This window comes from Thermoplasma sp. (genome assembly GCF_008709555.1).
Classification (GTDB): domain Archaea; phylum Thermoplasmatota; class Thermoplasmata; order Thermoplasmatales; family Thermoplasmataceae; genus Thermoplasma.
In genome coordinates, this window is the sequence record NZ_VYIJ01000005.1 from 24,983 (window position 1) to 41,791 (window position 16,809).

At 47.3% G+C, this 16,809-nt stretch carries 18 protein-coding genes; 13 read left to right on the top strand and 5 right to left on the bottom strand.

What is annotated here, in order from left to right:
- Positions 1-461 precede the first annotated feature (461 nt).
- The gene (locus F6Q11_RS03080) at positions 462-662 is read left to right on the top strand and encodes a DUF3311 domain-containing protein (RefSeq protein ID WP_297026242.1); all 201 of its coding nucleotides are present in this window, start codon (positions 462-464) and stop codon (positions 660-662) included.
- Positions 659-2,182 carry a sodium:solute symporter gene (locus F6Q11_RS03085; RefSeq protein WP_297026243.1) on the top strand — a complete coding sequence of 508 codons (1,524 nt, stop codon included), beginning with the start codon at positions 659-661 and terminating at the stop codon, positions 2,180-2,182. The genes F6Q11_RS03080 and F6Q11_RS03085 overlap by 4 nt, the downstream gene beginning before the upstream one ends.
- 23 nt (positions 2,183-2,205) lie before the next feature.
- Here the strand turns inward: F6Q11_RS03085 and F6Q11_RS03090 are convergent, their stop codons facing one another.
- Entirely contained in the window at positions 2,206-4,557 is a 2,352-nt protein-coding gene (locus tag F6Q11_RS03090; protein ID WP_297026244.1) for a M1 family metallopeptidase, read from the bottom strand.
- 81 nt (positions 4,558-4,638) lie between these two features.
- On the opposite strand from F6Q11_RS03090, the gene F6Q11_RS03095 reads away from it, so the two are divergent.
- The 4 genes from F6Q11_RS03095 to F6Q11_RS03110 all read left to right on the top strand — a co-directional run bounded on the left by F6Q11_RS03095 (position 4,639) and on the right by F6Q11_RS03110 (position 6,896).
- The gene (locus tag F6Q11_RS03095) at positions 4,639-5,697 is read left to right on the top strand and encodes an L-threonylcarbamoyladenylate synthase (protein WP_297026245.1); all 1,059 of its coding nucleotides are present in this window, start codon (positions 4,639-4,641) and stop codon (positions 5,695-5,697) included.
- A 21-nt stretch (positions 5,698-5,718) separates the two neighbouring features.
- Positions 5,719-6,192, top strand: a complete 474-nt coding sequence (gene purE, locus F6Q11_RS03100; protein ID WP_297026246.1) for a 5-(carboxyamino)imidazole ribonucleotide mutase — start codon at positions 5,719-5,721, stop codon at positions 6,190-6,192.
- Between the two features lie 12 nt (positions 6,193-6,204).
- On the top strand, positions 6,205-6,498 hold the full coding sequence (locus F6Q11_RS03105; RefSeq protein WP_297026247.1) for a DUF357 domain-containing protein: 294 nt from the start codon (positions 6,205-6,207) through the stop codon (positions 6,496-6,498).
- A 98-nt stretch (positions 6,499-6,596) separates the two neighbouring features.
- Positions 6,597-6,896, top strand: coding sequence for a hypothetical protein (locus F6Q11_RS03110; protein WP_297026248.1), 300 nt, complete (start codon positions 6,597-6,599; stop codon positions 6,894-6,896).
- A gap of 101 nt (positions 6,897-6,997) precedes the next feature.
- Here F6Q11_RS03110 and F6Q11_RS03115 read toward each other — a convergent pair whose 3' ends face one another.
- The 3 genes from F6Q11_RS03115 to F6Q11_RS03125 all read right to left on the bottom strand — a co-directional run bounded on the left by F6Q11_RS03115 (position 6,998) and on the right by F6Q11_RS03125 (position 8,969).
- Positions 6,998-7,945, bottom strand: coding sequence for a diacylglycerol/polyprenol kinase family protein (locus tag F6Q11_RS03115; protein ID WP_297026249.1), 948 nt, complete (start codon positions 7,943-7,945; stop codon positions 6,998-7,000).
- 124 nt (positions 7,946-8,069) lie between these two features.
- Positions 8,070-8,354, bottom strand: coding sequence for a hypothetical protein (locus tag F6Q11_RS03120; protein WP_297026250.1), 285 nt, complete (start codon positions 8,352-8,354; stop codon positions 8,070-8,072).
- Between the two features lie 42 nt (positions 8,355-8,396).
- Positions 8,397-8,969 carry a hypothetical protein gene (locus F6Q11_RS03125; RefSeq protein WP_297026251.1) on the bottom strand — a complete coding sequence of 191 codons (573 nt, stop codon included), beginning with the start codon at positions 8,967-8,969 and terminating at the stop codon, positions 8,397-8,399.
- A 319-nt stretch (positions 8,970-9,288) separates the two neighbouring features.
- Between F6Q11_RS03125 and F6Q11_RS03130 the strand changes: the two genes are divergently transcribed.
- The 6 genes from F6Q11_RS03130 to F6Q11_RS03155 all read left to right on the top strand — a co-directional run bounded on the left by F6Q11_RS03130 (position 9,289) and on the right by F6Q11_RS03155 (position 14,150).
- Positions 9,289-10,173: a phosphoribosylaminoimidazolesuccinocarboxamide synthase gene (locus F6Q11_RS03130; RefSeq protein ID WP_297026252.1), complete on the top strand. Its 885-nt coding sequence runs from the start codon at positions 9,289-9,291 to the stop codon at positions 10,171-10,173.
- Positions 10,170-11,198 (top strand): uroporphyrinogen decarboxylase, encoded by a 1,029-nt coding sequence (gene hemE / locus F6Q11_RS03135; protein WP_297026253.1) that lies wholly within the window; start codon positions 10,170-10,172, stop codon positions 11,196-11,198. The genes F6Q11_RS03130 and hemE overlap by 4 nt, the downstream gene beginning before the upstream one ends.
- Positions 11,195-12,124, top strand: coding sequence for a ferrochelatase (locus tag F6Q11_RS03140; RefSeq protein ID WP_297026254.1), 930 nt, complete (start codon positions 11,195-11,197; stop codon positions 12,122-12,124). The genes hemE and F6Q11_RS03140 overlap by 4 nt, the downstream gene beginning before the upstream one ends.
- 145 nt (positions 12,125-12,269) lie before the next feature.
- Entirely contained in the window at positions 12,270-12,782 is a 513-nt protein-coding gene (locus F6Q11_RS03145; RefSeq protein ID WP_297026255.1) for a cytidine/deoxycytidylate deaminase family protein, read from the top strand.
- A 36-nt stretch (positions 12,783-12,818) separates the two neighbouring features.
- Positions 12,819-13,472, top strand: coding sequence for a triose-phosphate isomerase (locus F6Q11_RS03150; RefSeq protein ID WP_297026256.1), 654 nt, complete (start codon positions 12,819-12,821; stop codon positions 13,470-13,472).
- Between the two features lie 9 nt (positions 13,473-13,481).
- A complete protein-coding gene (locus F6Q11_RS03155) occupies positions 13,482-14,150 on the top strand; it encodes a hypothetical protein (protein ID WP_297026257.1) in 669 nt (222 codons plus the stop codon).
- Positions 14,151-14,267: 117 nt separating this feature from the next.
- Here F6Q11_RS03155 and F6Q11_RS03160 read toward each other — a convergent pair whose 3' ends face one another.
- Positions 14,268-14,978 carry an asparagine synthase C-terminal domain-containing protein gene (locus tag F6Q11_RS03160; protein WP_297026258.1) on the bottom strand — a complete coding sequence of 237 codons (711 nt, stop codon included), beginning with the start codon at positions 14,976-14,978 and terminating at the stop codon, positions 14,268-14,270.
- A 48-nt stretch (positions 14,979-15,026) separates the two neighbouring features.
- Between F6Q11_RS03160 and F6Q11_RS03165 the strand changes: the two genes are divergently transcribed.
- Entirely contained in the window at positions 15,027-16,808 is a 1,782-nt protein-coding gene (locus tag F6Q11_RS03165) for a PINc/VapC family ATPase (protein WP_297026259.1), read from the top strand.
- Position 16,809 lies beyond the last annotated feature (1 nt).

Below are 16,809 nucleotides of genomic sequence, written 5' to 3' on the forward strand. Positions count from 1 at the left end.
ACTTTCCAAGCGGTGAGACATAGAACCCAATTTTTATAGAAAGGTTGGGAGTTTGGGGGAAGCAGTAAAACTCTTCTCGAACATGAGATACACGGACTTCCCCCAATAGAAAGATCTTTAAAGTGTGTATCTATATTTTTTGTATCCCACAGGATAACCAAGTGGTGTGATGCTTGAGTAAAATCGCTGAAATCCGAATCTACGCCTGTGGACGTCGCTATTTTGGCTTGTCTGGATGTCCGGAGAGGCGGATGCCCCTTCGATGAAAGTAAGATCTGAAGCTTCAGATGAGGAGTAGCTCACATCATTATAAATTCGGGCTTCTCTAGATGCATTATTTCTATGATCTATGATATAAAATATTTTCAATGGAGCATATGTGTATATTTTCCAGTATAGTATCATATATCAAAAGTATCCATCAGATAAAATTTAAATATAGCTATGATCATATGTTATCGATGAACAATAAATATGTGATAGCGGGCATATTGCTTATCATACCGTTCATCGCGTATTTCGCGATACCAACGTATAATAGGATTAATCCGCAGATAGGTGGGCTGACATTTTTTTATTGGTACCAGACCCTCTGGCTGGCGATCTCTGCGGTGCTCTTCGGAACAGCTGCATACATACTTGACAAGGGGGCGAAGGAATGAACGGAGTCTACATTGAGATCACAGTTTTCCTCGTCTTCTTCGTGATATTTGTTCTTGTTGGGTTCCTTGCCAAGAACTTCAGGAGAGGAAACCTGAACCAGCTGCCCGAATGGGCCCTTGGCGGAAGAAGGTTGGGCACGTTTCTGGTATGGTTCCTCGTCGGGGCTGATCTTTACACGGCATACACGTTCATAGCTGTGCCATCCTCCATGTATGCTGTGGGTTCGATCCACTTCTTCGCCGTGCCATACGTCTCGCTGGCATTTGCCATAGCCATGCTGACAATGCCGAAGTTGTGGACACTTTCAAAGAAGAGGGGTTATGTTACCGCTGGTGATTTCGTCAGCGACAGGTTCAACAGCAACGCACTTGCCATGATAATAGCACTAACCGGCATAGTAGCTGAACTCCCTTATATCGCGCTGCAGATAGTGGGAATGAGGGCGATACTCACCGGCATGCTCACGCCGCTTGGAGGCAATGTGAACCTGGCCAGCAATATAGCCCTTGTTCTGGCGATACTTGTTCTGATAGGGTTCACATACACCAGCGGTCTCAGGGGAACTTCGCTTACCGCAGTTATGAAGGATCTTATAATATTCACCACAGTTATAGTCGTGATAGTTACGGTCTTTATCGCATATCATTCGGCACTGCATACAGCTTTCACCGTAAAGCCGGTATACGCTGACCTTCCAACGAAGTTCTACAATGCTTACTGGACACTGTTCCTGATGAGCGCTGCTGCCCTGTATCTGTATCCGCATGCCATCAACGGAAGCCTGAGCTCGATGTCTGCCCAGAAGCTGAGGCTCAGTACAGCTTTGCTTCCAATCTACGGTATAGGCCTCGCCTTCCTGGCATTGTTTGGCTTAATCATTTATGGTGTTCCCGCAGCGGAGCATGTCTTAAAAATCACGTATGCGAACAATGGAGCAATGGTCGTGCCAACCCTGATAGCATCTGTGACGCCTTCTTGGTTCACAGGTTTTGCGTTCCTCGGGATATTCATTGGAGGTCTCGTACCTGCTGCCATAATGTCAATGGCTCAGGCGACGCTGCTGACCAGAAACGTCATCAGATACCTCGGAAGGGAACTTGAGGAGAAGAGGGAGACCTTCATAGCAAAGGTATCGATGATATTCTTCCAGCTTCTAGCGCTAGCCTTTGTCTTCATAGTTCCTGGGACGTATTCCATAAGCCTTCAGCTCATTGGCGGAATAATAATACTCCAGACCTTGCCGGCGGTATTTCTCGGTATGTATGTGAAGCGTCTCGAGAAATATGCAGTTGCAGCTGGGTGGCTCGCAGGTATTGTTTCAGGAGTGTATTTCGAGGTGTACTCTAACTTCGTCTATTTCAAATACACAATAATAAAGACCACGCTTATGCCATCCTCACTTGGACTGATATTCGTTGGCTTTATGGCCCTGGTCATAAACCTGGTCGTCGTTGCAGTGGTTGAAGGGGTTGTTTACGCACTTCACAAGCAGCCAAAGGTACTACCAGAAAACATCTGAAAAACGTTAAAAATATTGAAAAATTATAATTTATTGTAAAGTTTTCTCACTATCTCCAGCGTCTCAAGGCCTTTGTTTATTCCAACGTTATAGCTTGGCTTTCTTATCTGATCCGCTTTCTTCTTTATGTCCTCGTACCTTGTCAGTCCGATATATGGTATCGCCATTTCAAGTATCCTGCTGGTATATCCTGTCCCTTCGAACGCGTGTTCCATCAATGCAACGATCCTGTCTATATTGGCAAAGAAAAAGTCTCTGCCCTTTGGGTTTGCAGGCATGTTGCTGAATACATAGAGCATGTCCTGCTTTCTTATTGTGCCATTGTCTATGAGTTCGAATACCCTGCTCAGGTCTGAAGGTTTGCACCAGCCCATGGCAGCGATTATCCTCACACGGATCTCGTCGTCCGTATATCTGTCCGCAGCGTTGGCGAGTTGCGACATTCCATGGACCTTAGCTGCGGCTATGGACTTGGCCAGCGCAAGATCAGGGTCATCGGAAAGCGTATCGAATTTGCGAGCCAGTTCTGAAGCAAAGCTATCGTCAACCATGGCCAGGTCCTGAGCAACTATGCCCCTTATCTTTGATATCTTCTCGTCTTCACCCTTCTTCTTCTCTCCCAACGCTACAACCTGCCTGCTGAGATAGGATGCGGCTGTTTCCCTTATCCTGTTCGACTCTGGTTTCAGGAGATATAGCCCGGTGAGCTGTGCGGAGACTTCCTCAACGATCAGATGATCCTGGTCGTCGAAGAAGCCTTTTATCCTGGTGAGATAATCATCCACAGATATTCTTCCGGAGACGAGGAAAGCGTATAGATCGCTTATAAGCCCCCACCTGTCAAGGTTACTGAGCTTAGAATAGTTCTTCATGACCGTGTTGAACGAATCGCCATCATATGATACCCTGTAAAATCCGCTGCTGTTCACATTTACCTTGACCAGATCATCGATCTCTGCGGTGTCCTCCATGAGCATGGATTTCTTACCTGCGGACGTGATCACTGTCAGAGGTATGGGCCATTTCTTCTCCCCCTTGGTCCCGTCCAGGAAGAACTGCTCCTGGGTGAGCGTGAACTTGTTTCCTCTCCTGGTCACAGAGACAACAGGATATCCAGGGTTCTTTATCCAGTACTCCATCACACGCTTCACCGGTTTACCTGATACATCCTCTATGGCTGTCCAGAGATCAGATCCCTCAGCGTTTCCGAATTTGTGATCGTTCAGATACTTGGATATACCCTTCCTGAACTCATCGGATCCGGCGTAGTCCTCGATCATGCGCAGTATCGAAGCTCCCTTGCCGTAGCTTATCTCATCGAATATCTGCGATATCTCGTCCGGATCCTTCACATCAACTTCTATCGGATGCGTGTTCTTCAGGGAATCTGAACGGAGTGCACCAGACGTCCTGTTTACAAAGAAATCTCCCCAGAATGACCAGTCAGGAAATATCGTATCCATGGTCTTGTACGACATGAACGTGGCGAAGCTCTCGTTCAGCCAGAGGTCGTTCCACCACTTCATCGTTACGAGATCACCGAACCACTGGTGTGCGATCTCGTGCGCTATGGTTATCGCTGCATTCTGCTTCATTATTGATCCGGAATTCTCTGTCGCCATCAACGCCACCTCCCTGAACGTTATGGCACCCCAGTTCTCCATGGCTCCAGCACCGAACTCCGGAACGGATATCAGGTGCATCTTTGGCAGAGCGTATGGTATTCCAAAGTAATTCTCGTAGAATTCAATAGATTTCTTAGCTATCTCAAGAGGGTATTTCGACTTGATATCCTTCAGCGAAGCTAGGATCAGATCAATGTTCCTGTACTTATCATTCGCGTACTTGAATTTCCCAACACCGATGTACAGCAGATAGGTGGACATCTTCGGTGTTTCCTGGAATTCAACGGTCTTCCTCTCGGAAATCTCAATGTTCTTGGGAGGCATGTTGGATATTGCATCGTAGTCCTTATCTATGACGAGGGTGATCGCGAACACGGCCTTATATGCTGGATGATCGACACAGGGAAAAGCCATTCTCGCACCGTTGGACTCAAACTGTGTGGTTATCATGGTGCCTTCCTTAGTCTTGGAAAGATACAAGCCCATCAGCGTGTCGCTGACCTTGGCATGAAAATCGATGTCTAAGATATCTCCGTTATGAAAACTTCCCTTAACGGTGATCGTGTCATCATCAGTTTCGAATTTCACAGGTTTGCCGTTCCAGGCCACCCTGTCCACGGTCAGTCTCACAGAGTCAAGTCTCAGATCCTTCCATTCTCCGGTCAGATGTATCCTCTCATGGGAGGTATAGGTGAAATCCTTCAGGTCAAAGTCGAACCGAATCTCATATTTTTCAATACCCGGATTCATGCAATTCCATTACAGCGCTTTATAAAAAACTATTTTCACAGAATTCTAAATGGATATATATGATTCTTTGATAGCTATTTGATGACAAGGATAATTCACATAGACAGGGAAAACTATCACAGGGATCAGATCCTCGAGGCCGCTGATGTCCTTAGATCCGGAGGTATCGTTGTATTTCCCACGGAGACGGTCTACGGCCTTGGGGCACTTGCTGACAATGCGGATGCATGCAGGAAGATATTCGTGGCAAAGGGAAGGCCCTCTGACAATCCACTCATAGTACACATATCCTCGATGGAACAGTTTGAAAGGTATTCGAATCCACGCGAGATGTATCCGATCGATGGGCTCAGGAAGGTATGGCCTGGGCCTCTGACCGTGGTGGTGAAAAAGGTTGACGGCATACCGGATGTGGTCACAGCCGGATTGCCAACGGTGGCTGTGCGGATGCCGGACGACATAATAGCACATGATCTCATAGAGATGGCCGGGCCAATCGCGGCGCCATCTGCGAACATATCCACCAGGCCAAGCATAACCGATTCTAAGGATGCAATAAGGTTCCTTGATGGAAGAGTGGACGTTATAATAGATGCAGGCCCTACAAGATTCGGTATAGAGTCAACCATCATAGACATAACGAAGAGGCCTGCAGAGCTTCTGAGGCCAGGATCCTACGCCGTTGAGGATCTAGAACCAATCTTCGGTAATATCGTATTCGGAGACGTTGCGAGGGGGTTGGGTGAGGCCAAGGTCGCCATAACTCCAGGTATGAAGTACCGGCACTATTCGCCATCTACGAAGCTTATACTGGCTGAAACAAGGCAGGTGTTCAGGGATATAGTTGATGCGGCGGATGAGGATCTGGTTGTGCTTGCCACAGAGGAGATGGCAGAAGGCAGCACAAGATCAATAATCCTCGGTACGGACAGGGATCTCTACAGCGTGGCCCACAGCCTGTTCTCTTCCTTCATAGCTCTCGATGACATGCATGCAGATCTTGCCCTCATACACCCGTTCGAGGAGCATGGCATCGGATTCGCGCTCATGAACAGGATACGTAAGGCGTCCTACAGAACGGTGAAGAGCAAAGAGGAATTCTTTAACGTAATTAATGAGATCAGGGAAAAGGTAAATTAATAATGACCGGATGCGAGTACTATGCCTAAGGTTGCAGTGATAATGGGCAGTTCCAGCGATTACGAGACGATGAAGCCTGCAGTGGATTTCCTCAGATCCATGAACATCGATGTCATTCTCAGGATCGTTTCCGCGCACAGGACGCCTGAATATATGCTTCAGTTCGCATCCAGTGCGAAGGATCAGGGGATAGAGGTCATAATAGCCGGGGCCGGTGGCGCGGCCCACCTGCCCGGTATGGTTGCGTCAATGACGACTCTTCCGGTGATAGGAGTTCCTGTGCCCAGCAGGAACCTGAACGGCCTTGATTCCCTGTTATCCATAGTCCAGATGCCATCTGGAATCCCTGTTGCCACCGTGGCGATAGGGAACTCGAAGAATGCCGCTATACTGGCCTGCAGGATCCTCTCCATAAAGTATCCGGCGATCGGAGATGCCATAAGGAGATACATGGATGATGAGCGCAACAGGGTTATGAACGAAAAACTTGAATGATCAGGGTTCATTATGTTAGAGGAGGATCTTGCAAGAAAAATAGAGAAGTACATCAGCATTGAGGAGGAGGCTCTCAGGAAGATAAGGATATCTCCAGCTGAGGGATCTTTTCTCAGAAAGATTGCCGAGGACAACATGCAGATGATCTTGAGTTACTATTCCGATGCGAAGCACTTCTATGAGAAGGGAGACCTGATAAACGCCTTTGCTGCGCTCAACTACTCCTACGGATGGATCGATTCGGGCGTGCGTCTGGGCATATTTGATGGAGCCGGAGATCACAGGCTCTTTACCCTCTATGAGTGATCCTGGAGCTGACCAGCATCCGTGCTGCACAGTTTCAGGCGGTGCTTAAGGAAAGGGCAAAATATAAATATATGAATAAATTATTAAGAGTAAGAGACATGAAAAGACAACAGAACGATAGAAGGGATTTTCACGAAAGGCGTGAATTTCCAAAGAGAGAAAAGAAGCTTGATATGAGAAGGAGCGAGGAGTTCGGCTACATGCTCGGTAAGGCTGTGGAGGGGCTTCCAGACAGCGTCCGTGGCGCCATAAGGGGTTCGATATATTCGCTTGCCTCCAAGAAGGGGATAAAGGAGGCCAAAGAGTTCATAGGAAAGAAGTATCAGGAGGGCGTCATAGACTACGACACCCAGAAAAAGCTGATAAACCTAATATACGATTACAGCAAGTACAGATGATCTGTTCTATCCGAAGGCCATACCGGAATATTTGAAGTTTTCATCATATTGATATACTTCTGGTATTTTCACGGTATTTTTTATTATTCTAAATATTCGAGTCACATCATCCTGGCTAGTGATGCCATAAGGGATATCGCAAAGGGTACGGTCATGTTGTCGTCAAGAGGGTATCCCGAAACAGCCTCAACAATAGATCCGAGAGCCGCGAAACCTATTCCGAGGAATCCGAGAAGGAAGAAGCCGAATGCCGCGGAAACGGCGAACAGGGAAAGCGTGCCTGCAACACTCTTCTTTCTGTTTATGATGAGTTTCGGGCTTTTAACGTTGACACCCACTATGGTGGCCACAGAATCCCCAACTGAGATTATGAATACTATGAGCATTATCAGGTAGAGGCTGTCGTGCATGCTGTAAGCCAGGAGTATGCCGGACGCGAACCACATCGACCCTATGCCAAGCTTGGTATGGCTTCTCTCCAGATTCTGCAAAAACTTGCCTATCATGAGGTCAGGCCTCGCTGAGAAGAAGTTTCCTATGGCGTAGAGAATGAGAGAACCGAACGTCACCAGTATCCTGGACAGGTCAACACCATAGAAATAGAGCAACCCTATTATTATTATGCCGGCGGCTATCTGCACGTAGTCTCTCCTGACCTCCTTGACCCTGTCTTCTCCTCTGGTTACCTCATTTGCTCTGACATATTGTCTCTCCCTGGAATCGAATATCATAACAACGATCATCCCGGTGCTTATCGCCGCATCTATGGCTCTCCACTGGCCGCCCTCGCCGAAAAATACATATGACAGGAGTGTGAAGGCGAACAGGAATATGAATGGATAATAGAACCTCTTCGTGTAAAGGTAGGTGCCGCTGATGACTGAAAGGATGAATATGGGAACCACAAGATAGCTGGAAAACGCGAGCATCAGGATCGGGACAACAGCTATAGAAACGGCGTACTTGATCTTGAAATCCTCTGGATCTATAAGAAGCGATATGATGGCCGCAGCGGTTCCAACTGATGCTTCGATATACCCTGCAAGCACTGGGTTCACCTGACACGCATCGTCTTCCGCCCGATGCCTGTTATTAATCGATCACCTGACTATATTTAAATATTGTTCATTTTGTGGCATATACCAACACGACGAACGCCGTAATATGGCGATGTCACTGCTTGAGCGTAATGAAAAGCATTACAAAGGATACAAGGCCGATGGAGTTAACCGCTATCAGAGGAACGGCTATCCTGTATCCCGCGAAATGTGAGAAATCGTAATAGAAATATGCAGATAATATTGACTGCACCAGGAAAAGAGATGAGAAGACGATCATTGGTGCTATGAACTTCCCGCCGGTTCTCCTAATTATGCCTATGTAGAAATAGAGTATTATGCCAAGGAATATGGCTTCTATCAGGACGATCAGGATGTTTGTTATCCAGAATATACCCATTATGAATCACCATATAATAAAAAATATAAAAATTTAGTGAGTTCAGATCTCGGAGAGTGGTTTTGGCGATCCTCCAAGTATGTTGAACACTTCGTAGATTATCTGATATTGGAACTGTCCGGTCTTTACGTTGAATCCCATGTTCTGGTATACGATCTCGTAGGACACGTTTATGTAATCGAATACAGTGCTGTTCTTCTGCAGTACGAACTGAACCGTAGCGTTGACATATGCCATGTCTCCTTTCACTGTTATCATTGGCGGCTCCTCAGAGTAGAACCATACCGCTATCCAGGCTGCGAAGAATTTGTTCCATGTGGCATTTATAGAGCTGTAATTGTTGTAAGTGCCGTTCAGCGATCCATTGACCCAGTGAAGCACTGCATCGGGCGCGTACTGCTCCATCACAAGTGTCGTGTTCTCTATGGCTATGTAGTCCCAGTGTTCAAACGCTGATCCCAGCACAGCGTCTGGTTTGAACCCATTTGCCGTATTCACGGCGTTCTGGTAGTTTGTATTCGTTTTTGCGTTCGAGTAGTCAGCATAGCCGAACGCTCCGGCGAAGACAACGGCCAGAACGATCGCAACTATAAGACCAACCATTATTGGTTTCATGCATGAAATATGCCCAGCCGATATTAGGGAATTTTTCAAAATTATGTGCAAATCTATTGCAAATTGTGTATAAATCGATATATGCTCAGGATATAATTTGTGAACGGATCCGTTCATGCAATCAGGTGCGCGATCACATGGGCAGATCAATCATTCCTGAGGGCTAGCGCTAATTAGATGACATGATTGCACACAATATTTCCATGCCTGGCACTTAATCATGCGTGTTCCATTAATCTTAAAATTTTTTGAATAAAATTAATTGAAATTAAAAAGAATATCCACAGATAATTACTATATTAAGTAACGATACTTGACTATGAAGATCATCGCAAGTGGAAAGGTAAAGGACGTTTACGATGATGGAGATACGCTGATTTTCAAGTTTTCAAACAGGATATCGGTGTTCGACAAGATAATACCGACGGAGATAGAGAACAAGGGAGAATCACTGTGCAGGACGTCATCGTTCTGGTTCAGGTACATAGGTGACAGGGGGATAAAGAACCACTTCATAGAGATGATAGACAAGAGGACTATGCGTGTTCGCAGGTATGCTGTTCCAGACAGGGTATCGCCAGGTTTGTCAGGTTATGTTATACCTCTTGAATTCATAACGAGGCACTATGTTGCAGGTTCCCTGTATGACAGGCTGAAGGCTGGCGACACGAGCCCAGCTGATATCGGGCTTGACCATTTCCCAGCGTATGGCGAGAGGCTCCCTTCGCCCATCTTCGAGGTGACAACGAAGAGGGAGAAAACCGACAGGCTGCTTGGCATTGACGAAGCATTGGCCATATCTGGTCTCAGCAGAGAAGAGTACGATGAAATAAGGGAAACCATACTGAGGATAGACGAAATGATGGAACATGAGGTAAGCAAACGCGGCCTGATACATGCTGATGGCAAGAAGGAGGTTGCGCTGGGCAAGGAGAGGGAGATAGTGATAGTGGACACCTTCGGGACGGCTGATGAAGACCGTTTCTGGGAGAAGAGCGAATACGATCAGGGAAGGATAGTGGAGCTCAGCAAGGAGATGGTCAGGCAGTACTACAGATCAACAGGATACCATGACCGCCTCTATGATGCCAGAGCCAGGAGATTGCCAGAACCAGACATACCCCCTCTGCCTGTGGATATGGCAAGGAAAGTCTCCGATCTATACAGAACAATGTATGAGCGCATAACTGGCCAGAAGTGGTGAAACAGGATAAGAGGTTTGCGCAGATGGATCCATTCAGAAGTGCGATCAGAGGCAACGATCACGATCGCATACCAGTCTGGTTCATGAGGCAGGCCGGGAGATATCTCCCATCGTATATGAAGTACAGACAGCGAATGAACATAGAGGAGATGATGTCATCGCCTGACATCATAGTGGAGGTCACGCATGATCCAGTGGAACGTATAGGAGTTGATGCTGCCATAATATTCGCCGATATAACCACACCTCTGAATGGGATGGGGATAAGGATCAGGTTCCAGGACTCACTGGGGCCGATAACGGAGAACAACATTGAGCGATCAGGTGTATCCGTACTGGAGGAGTTCGATGCGTCCTCGTTCGATCATCCTGTCCTGAGGGCAATATCACAATATAAGGAGAGGTATCCTGAACCGCTTATCGGTTTCGCAGGAGGCCCAGTCACGATTCTTTCATACATAATATCAGACAGCGTGGACAGGGATCTATTCAGGGTTAAGAGGATGATGATAACGGATGAACAAGCGTACAGGACGGTGATGAGGCGCCTCACGGACATGGTTATAGCGTTTGCCAGGATGCAGATAATGCGCGGTGTGGATGCTTTCCAGATTTTTGACAGCTGGGCCGGTTATCTCTCACCAGGGGAGTACGAAAGGTTTGTGAAGCCTTACATGCATGAGATACTGCAGGAGATATCTGACAGCGTACCCAGTATATACTTCAGCACGATGACATCATCCTACATAGCCGATATGGATCTGCCTGCGGATTTTTATTCTATAGATTGGCGCGTGGACATGCACAGGTTCTCCTCTGTCCTGCCGCATGAAATCGGGATCCAGGGGAACCTCGATCCTGCAGTCGTAAACTACGATTACGCTATCGGCGAGGCACGCAGGATAATCGAGTCCGTTTCGGGAAGGCAGCGATACATATTCAACACCGGACATGGGCTAATGCCGAGCACTGATCCGGAAAAGCTAAAACGGTTGGTTGAATACGTGCACAGCGTGAATCCATGAAATCTGCTCTTCTTCTGCTTTCCTACGGAAGCCCTGAGAGGATCGAGGAACTTGACGAGTACCTCAGAAACATATTCAATGGAAAGCCCGTTCCTGAAGCTGTAAGGGAGGAAAATTTCAGAAAGTATGAGATGTTCGGTGGCAGATCACCATCAAATAGCATAATAGCGAACATAGCGAGGAAGCTTCAGGAGAGGATCGGCAGCGATATGGACATAATAGTGGCCTACAAACACTGGAAACCATCCATAGAGGATGCTGCCGGGAACCTCGGCCCATACGATAACGTCGTTGCCATACCACTCTTCTCCTTCTACTCGCAGAATGTTAAGGATTCCTATCTGAATCCGCTCGAGTCAGCTTTGAAGAGACACAATTTCTCTCCACGTCTGGAGTTCGTGAACGGCCTTGCTAACAGCGATCTCTTTCTTCCAATGTGGGCCAACATAATATCGGAGGACGCCAGCTATGACTCGTTTTACCTGTTCGATGCGCACAGTCTGCCAGATCCGGAGAAAGAAGAGGATTACCTTTTCTGGCTCCGCTATTCCACCTATAAGATATCACAGATACTTGGCATAGCCCGATCTGATTTCGGTTTTCAGGGAGGCCACAAGGGCTGGCTAGGCCCAAGCGTGTACGATGTCCTCAACAAGATAGATGGCACCAGCATAACAGTTATACCCATATCTTTCCTCTACGACCATTTGGAGATACTTTATGACCTGGACTACGAGTTCAGGAGGGCTGTCGAGGAGAGGGGAATGCGATACCACCGAGTACGTATGCCGAACGATTCTGCCATGATGGTTAACATAATAGAGCGTGCAGCAAGATCAGCAATAACGCACCTCCGTGGCGAAAAGATCAATGGTCGGGTTATCGGGCAGCCAGCTGCACCGCATCAGAGAGAGGAACACAGATAGGTTCCATGGGGCCTGACAGTACCAGATGCTTCAGGCTTCTCTGTATTTCACATTTTTATGGTCCGTATGGGGCTCATAAAGATATTTCTGATGCATAGGCCAGAGAATCACAAAATATTTATATTATGTGTTTGGCTAACAAAGTGTGCAGAGCATAAGAAGGCCAACATGGGACGAGTATTTCATGCGGATGGCCTATCTTGCTGCATCTAGAACAAACTGTATACGCAGGAAGGTAGGCGCTGTCATAGTCAAGGACAGAAATGTACTTGCGACGGGATACAATGGACCACCAAGCGGTACGGCGCACTGTGATGTCGTGGGTTGCATACGCGAGGACTTGAAGGTACCTTCCGGTGAAAGGCATGAGCTATGCAGAGGTCTCCATGCAGAGCAGAATGCGATTATACAGGCCGCTGTACATGGCGTCAGCATAAAGGATTCAACGATATACGTAACCACACACCCCTGTGTGGTGTGCTCGAAGATGATCATGAACGCGCAGATAAAGGAGATAGTCTACGCCGAGGGATATCCGGACGAGCTTGCAGAGCTCATGCTTCTTGAAAGCGATATCAAGGTGAGGAAATTCACGCTGCCGGATCAGGAGGTAAAGGCTATGATAGGCGAGTTCTATTACCTTGAAGGCGAGGACTGAAGCCGGATCACACTAATATACCGAAGGTATTACCTGATGATGTATACCGCCATTGTCAATCTGAAGGCTTACAGGGAAGCAACTGGTTCAAATTTCCTCAGCTTCATGGAAAAATTTGAAACCATAAGATCTGATTTTGATCTCATATTCTCCCCGTCGTTGCTGGATCTTGAAAGTGCCGCTTCGTATGGGAAATTTAAATTCTTCGCGCAGCACGTCGATCCAGATCCGTATGGTGCATACACGGGCCATGTACCCATGGAGATGATGATGGATCTCGGCATAACCGGGTCGCTTTTGAACCATTCGGAGAGGCGGCTCACCCGCGAAACGATAGTGAACACGCTGCAGAAGGCACGCCAGCTGGATTTCAAAATAGTACTTTGCGTTGAAAATGCTGAAGAAGCAGCGTATTTCAGGGAATACGAACCTGATTTCATCGCCTATGAACCGAAGGAACTGATCGGTGGAAACATATCTGTCTCGTCTGCCAGGCCAGAGATCATAGAGGGCATAGTCAGAATATACGATGGCACCACCACATCGGTTCTTGTTGGCGCTGGTATAAAGAATGGTGGAGACGTAAGGCGTTCCATAGAACTGGGGGCAGATGGCATTCTGGTTGCGAGCGGTGTTGTGAAATCAGCAGATCCGGTAAAAACGTTAAATTCATTAATGGAGTTAAAATAGAGGGGCTGAATGCCAAAGGAGAACGAGGAGCCCCTGGTCAAGATACCTGAATTCGATGAGAGAAAATTTCTATTCGATGAGAAGGAGAGAGCAAAGTCAATAGTCGTTATATTCATAATAGGGGCTATAATCGGTTCAATATCTGGCTATCTTCAACTGATAGGCTACTGGTATCTATCACTCATACTCATCCTTGTGGTTCTCCTATTTTCAGAATATATATTAAAGGGGCTTGGCGTTCAGGTATCTAAGAAGACGTCGCATCGCATTCTTCTGGTTGGCGAGTTCCTTCTTACGTGGCTCGTATTCTGGATCTTGGTTTTGAACCCTCCACTGAACCACGTTTCCGGTCCTGAAATAGCGAACCTGCAGATAGCAAGCAATGGAGTCTGGACATCGCTCGCAGAAAAGAGTGGTGTTTATGATGTACCGATTGGAAGCATAAGCCTCCGAGTTTACATGTATGCCTATTCCGGTGTGGTCTACTACAAGGTCATGGCATATGAGGCCGGATCCACGCCTGCGGTGATACCATCCCATCTCAACAATAACTATGTATACTTCAATCTGACGGATCTGAATTATGATAGCACTTACTACGTTCAGGTTTACGGGAGCACGGTCGTAAATGGATCGAACTTGACCTCTCAGGTATCCTACACACTCTACGCAACCTGATCTTCATTATCGGGTTGTTGTTCATAGAGTATACCGATCTGCACTCTATATTTTCTGACCATGCCCGTGAAAAAATATCTGTACCCCAAGGAATCATCCTTAAAGGTAAGGCGTGGTTCAGAGAATTAGAAAATACTTCGTCCTCTTAAGATATCTGTCAATTCCAGACCCATACTGTGCTGCCTTCTTGCCGTATCCGTAGATCATATCGGGCAGACCAGAAATACGCGCAACATCCCTGATCATGGCTTTTCCTGTGCCATCTCTAATATGCTGATCCGGCCCAAAGGATCTCGCTATGCTTGTTATTCTGTCATCAAGATATGGTGTTATCAGATCCTTTCTGTAATACTTAGCCATTTTCTTCTCTCTGGGCAGCGTCCTCTGAAGGAGCTTCGCAACCTGTTCAGAATTGCTCCTGGATTCTATTGCCTTTCTGTAGCCGTAGAAAAATTCATCCGCGCCCTGGCCAGTTATCACGGTATCATCATCGACGGTGGACATTATTATCGAGAGAATAAGTTCATATCCGATCTCTGATCTTGTGATCGTTTCATCGATCTCCTTCAGCAGGCGCAGGTGGGACTCTATATCTATTTTCTCAAGTGAAATTATTCTTATGCTGAAGTCCAATGCCTTCGATACCTGTTGGGATCTTCTTACATCATGCGAATCGTTGAAACCAGCGGTGTACCCTTTGAGCCTGTATCCGGAAAGATGCATTATGAGGGTGCTGTCCAGGCCTCCAGAGAAACCGAGCGATCCATGCTGCGGGATAACCTCGCTAAGAACATCGCGGATCTGTGCTATGGCCTCACTGTAATCCACGCTGGCAAATTATGGACATAGTTATATAGTTACCTATAATGTAGCAATGTGAATTACGTTCCAGATACATCGGTCATAGTGGACGGCCGCTTCACTCAGTACATACAGGACAAGGAAGAGGCAAACGTGATCCTGCCAGAGGCGATGCTCTCCGAGGTGGAACACCAGGCAAACGAGGGACGCGCCATAGGTTTCGCTGCTCTTGAAGAGCTGAAGAAGCTGCGGGCGCTTGAAAGGGAAGGCAAAATAAGCATTGAGATTGTTGGTGAAAGGCCCAGGGAATGGCAGATAAAGAGAGCAAAGAGCGGGGAGATCGATGAGATGATCAGGAGTGTGGCGCTACAGTACGATGCCATTCTTGTCACGGGCGACAATATACAGCGGGATGTCGCCATAATCAAGGGCATAAATGTTGATTATCTCCCCCCACCGGAAAAGATAGTGAAGAACATAGAGGAGTTCTTCGATGATACGACTATGAGCGTGCATTTGAAGGCTGGTACCAACCCCGTCCTCAAGGATGGGAAGCCGGGAAGCATAAAGTACCGGAGGCTCGATTATATCCTCAACCGGTCTGATCTTGAAAGCATAGCAAGCAACATAGTGAAGCGGGGCAAGCTTGAGGCTGATTCCTTCATAGAGATGGATGCGCAGGGCGCCACAGTCGTGCAGCTAAAAAACATTAGGATAGTCATAACCAGGCCCCCGTTTTCAGATGATCTTGAGATAACTGCTGTTAGGCCCGTCGTAAAACTTGGCATAGACTACTACGATCTCGACGACAGGATAAAGGAGAGGCTGGAGAGCTCTGCGAGTGGCATTCTCGTCGCCGGTTCTCCGGGTGCTGGAAAGAGCACGTTCGTTCAGGCCCTGGCCGAGTTCTTCAACGCCCGCGGAAAGATAGTTAAGACCATGGAGAGGCCGAGGGATCTGGACGTATCGAAGGAGATAACGCAGTATACGGAGCTGGAAGGATCCATGGAAATGACGGGCGACATACTATTGCTTGTTCGCCCGGATTACACCATATTCGATGAGATGCGCGTCACAAACGACTTCAAGGTTTACGCCGATCTCAGGCTTGCCGGTGTTGGCATGGTCGGTGTGGTCCATGCCACAAGAGCAATAGATGCACTGCAGAGGTTCATAGGAAGAATCGAACTGGGTCTGATCCCGCAGATAATAGACACGATAATATATATCAACAACGGACAGGTGGCGCAGGTCCTTAGCACGCAGTATACGGTCAAGATACCATACGGTATGACCCAGGAGGATCTTGCCAGGCCAGTCATCGTTGTATCGGATCTCATATCAGGAAAGGATCTCTACGAGATATACAGCTTTGGAGAACAGGTCGTGGTCGTTCCTGTGAAGGAGAGGAAAGAATCGTCGATCTCCAAGCTGGCTGTGGACAGGATAGAGGACTACATAAAGCGCATCATAAGGAACGATGATGTTGAGGTCAAGATGGTTGGCGACAGCAGGGCCATAGTTAGAGTGGATCCCAAATACATCCCGAAGCTCATTGGCCGAAGCGGTAAGAACATCACTGAGATAGAGAGGAAGCTTGGCATAAAGATAGACGTGGAGGAGTCAGGTTCTTCAGCTGAGAGGCAAAAAGCCGGTGTGGAGATAAAGAATAAGATAATTTACATCGATGTGGGTCATCCAAACAAGCATGTGCGCATATACCTGGGGGAGGTGCCGATACTTCAGGCCCTGTCATCATCCAAGGGCATAGTGAGGATAAAGCTGAGCACTGAGATAGGTAATGCAATATACAACCATATAAAGAACGGAGGAGACATATTCTACTCAATAGACTAAC

What these genes read in the sequence shown, in the direction of transcription:
- purE (WP_297026246.1), top strand. Translation starts at nt 5,719, where the DNA reads ATGCCTAAGGTTGCAGTGATAATGGGCAGTTCCAGCGATTACGAGACG.
- F6Q11_RS03140 (WP_297026254.1), top strand. Translation starts at nt 11,195, where the DNA reads ATGAAATCTGCTCTTCTTCTGCTTTCCTACGGAAGCCCTGAGAGGATC.
- F6Q11_RS03110 (WP_297026248.1), top strand. Translation starts at nt 6,597, where the DNA reads ATGAAAAGACAACAGAACGATAGAAGGGATTTTCACGAAAGGCGTGAA.
- F6Q11_RS03130 (WP_297026252.1), top strand. Translation starts at nt 9,289, where the DNA reads ATGAAGATCATCGCAAGTGGAAAGGTAAAGGACGTTTACGATGATGGA.
- F6Q11_RS03105 (WP_297026247.1), top strand. Translation starts at nt 6,205, where the DNA reads ATGTTAGAGGAGGATCTTGCAAGAAAAATAGAGAAGTACATCAGCATT.
- F6Q11_RS03155 (WP_297026257.1), top strand. Translation starts at nt 13,482, where the DNA reads ATGCCAAAGGAGAACGAGGAGCCCCTGGTCAAGATACCTGAATTCGAT.
- F6Q11_RS03080 (WP_297026242.1), top strand. Translation starts at nt 462, where the DNA reads ATGAACAATAAATATGTGATAGCGGGCATATTGCTTATCATACCGTTC.
- F6Q11_RS03150 (WP_297026256.1), top strand. Translation starts at nt 12,819, where the DNA reads ATGATGTATACCGCCATTGTCAATCTGAAGGCTTACAGGGAAGCAACT.
- F6Q11_RS03125 (WP_297026251.1), bottom strand. Translation starts at nt 8,969, where the DNA reads ATGAAACCAATAATGGTTGGTCTTATAGTTGCGATCGTTCTGGCCGTT.
- F6Q11_RS03120 (WP_297026250.1), bottom strand. Translation starts at nt 8,354, where the DNA reads ATGGGTATATTCTGGATAACAAACATCCTGATCGTCCTGATAGAAGCC.
- F6Q11_RS03095 (WP_297026245.1), top strand. Translation starts at nt 4,639, where the DNA reads ATGACAAGGATAATTCACATAGACAGGGAAAACTATCACAGGGATCAG.
- F6Q11_RS03090 (WP_297026244.1), bottom strand. Translation starts at nt 4,557, where the DNA reads ATGAATCCGGGTATTGAAAAATATGAGATTCGGTTCGACTTTGACCTG.
- F6Q11_RS03085 (WP_297026243.1), top strand. Translation starts at nt 659, where the DNA reads ATGAACGGAGTCTACATTGAGATCACAGTTTTCCTCGTCTTCTTCGTG.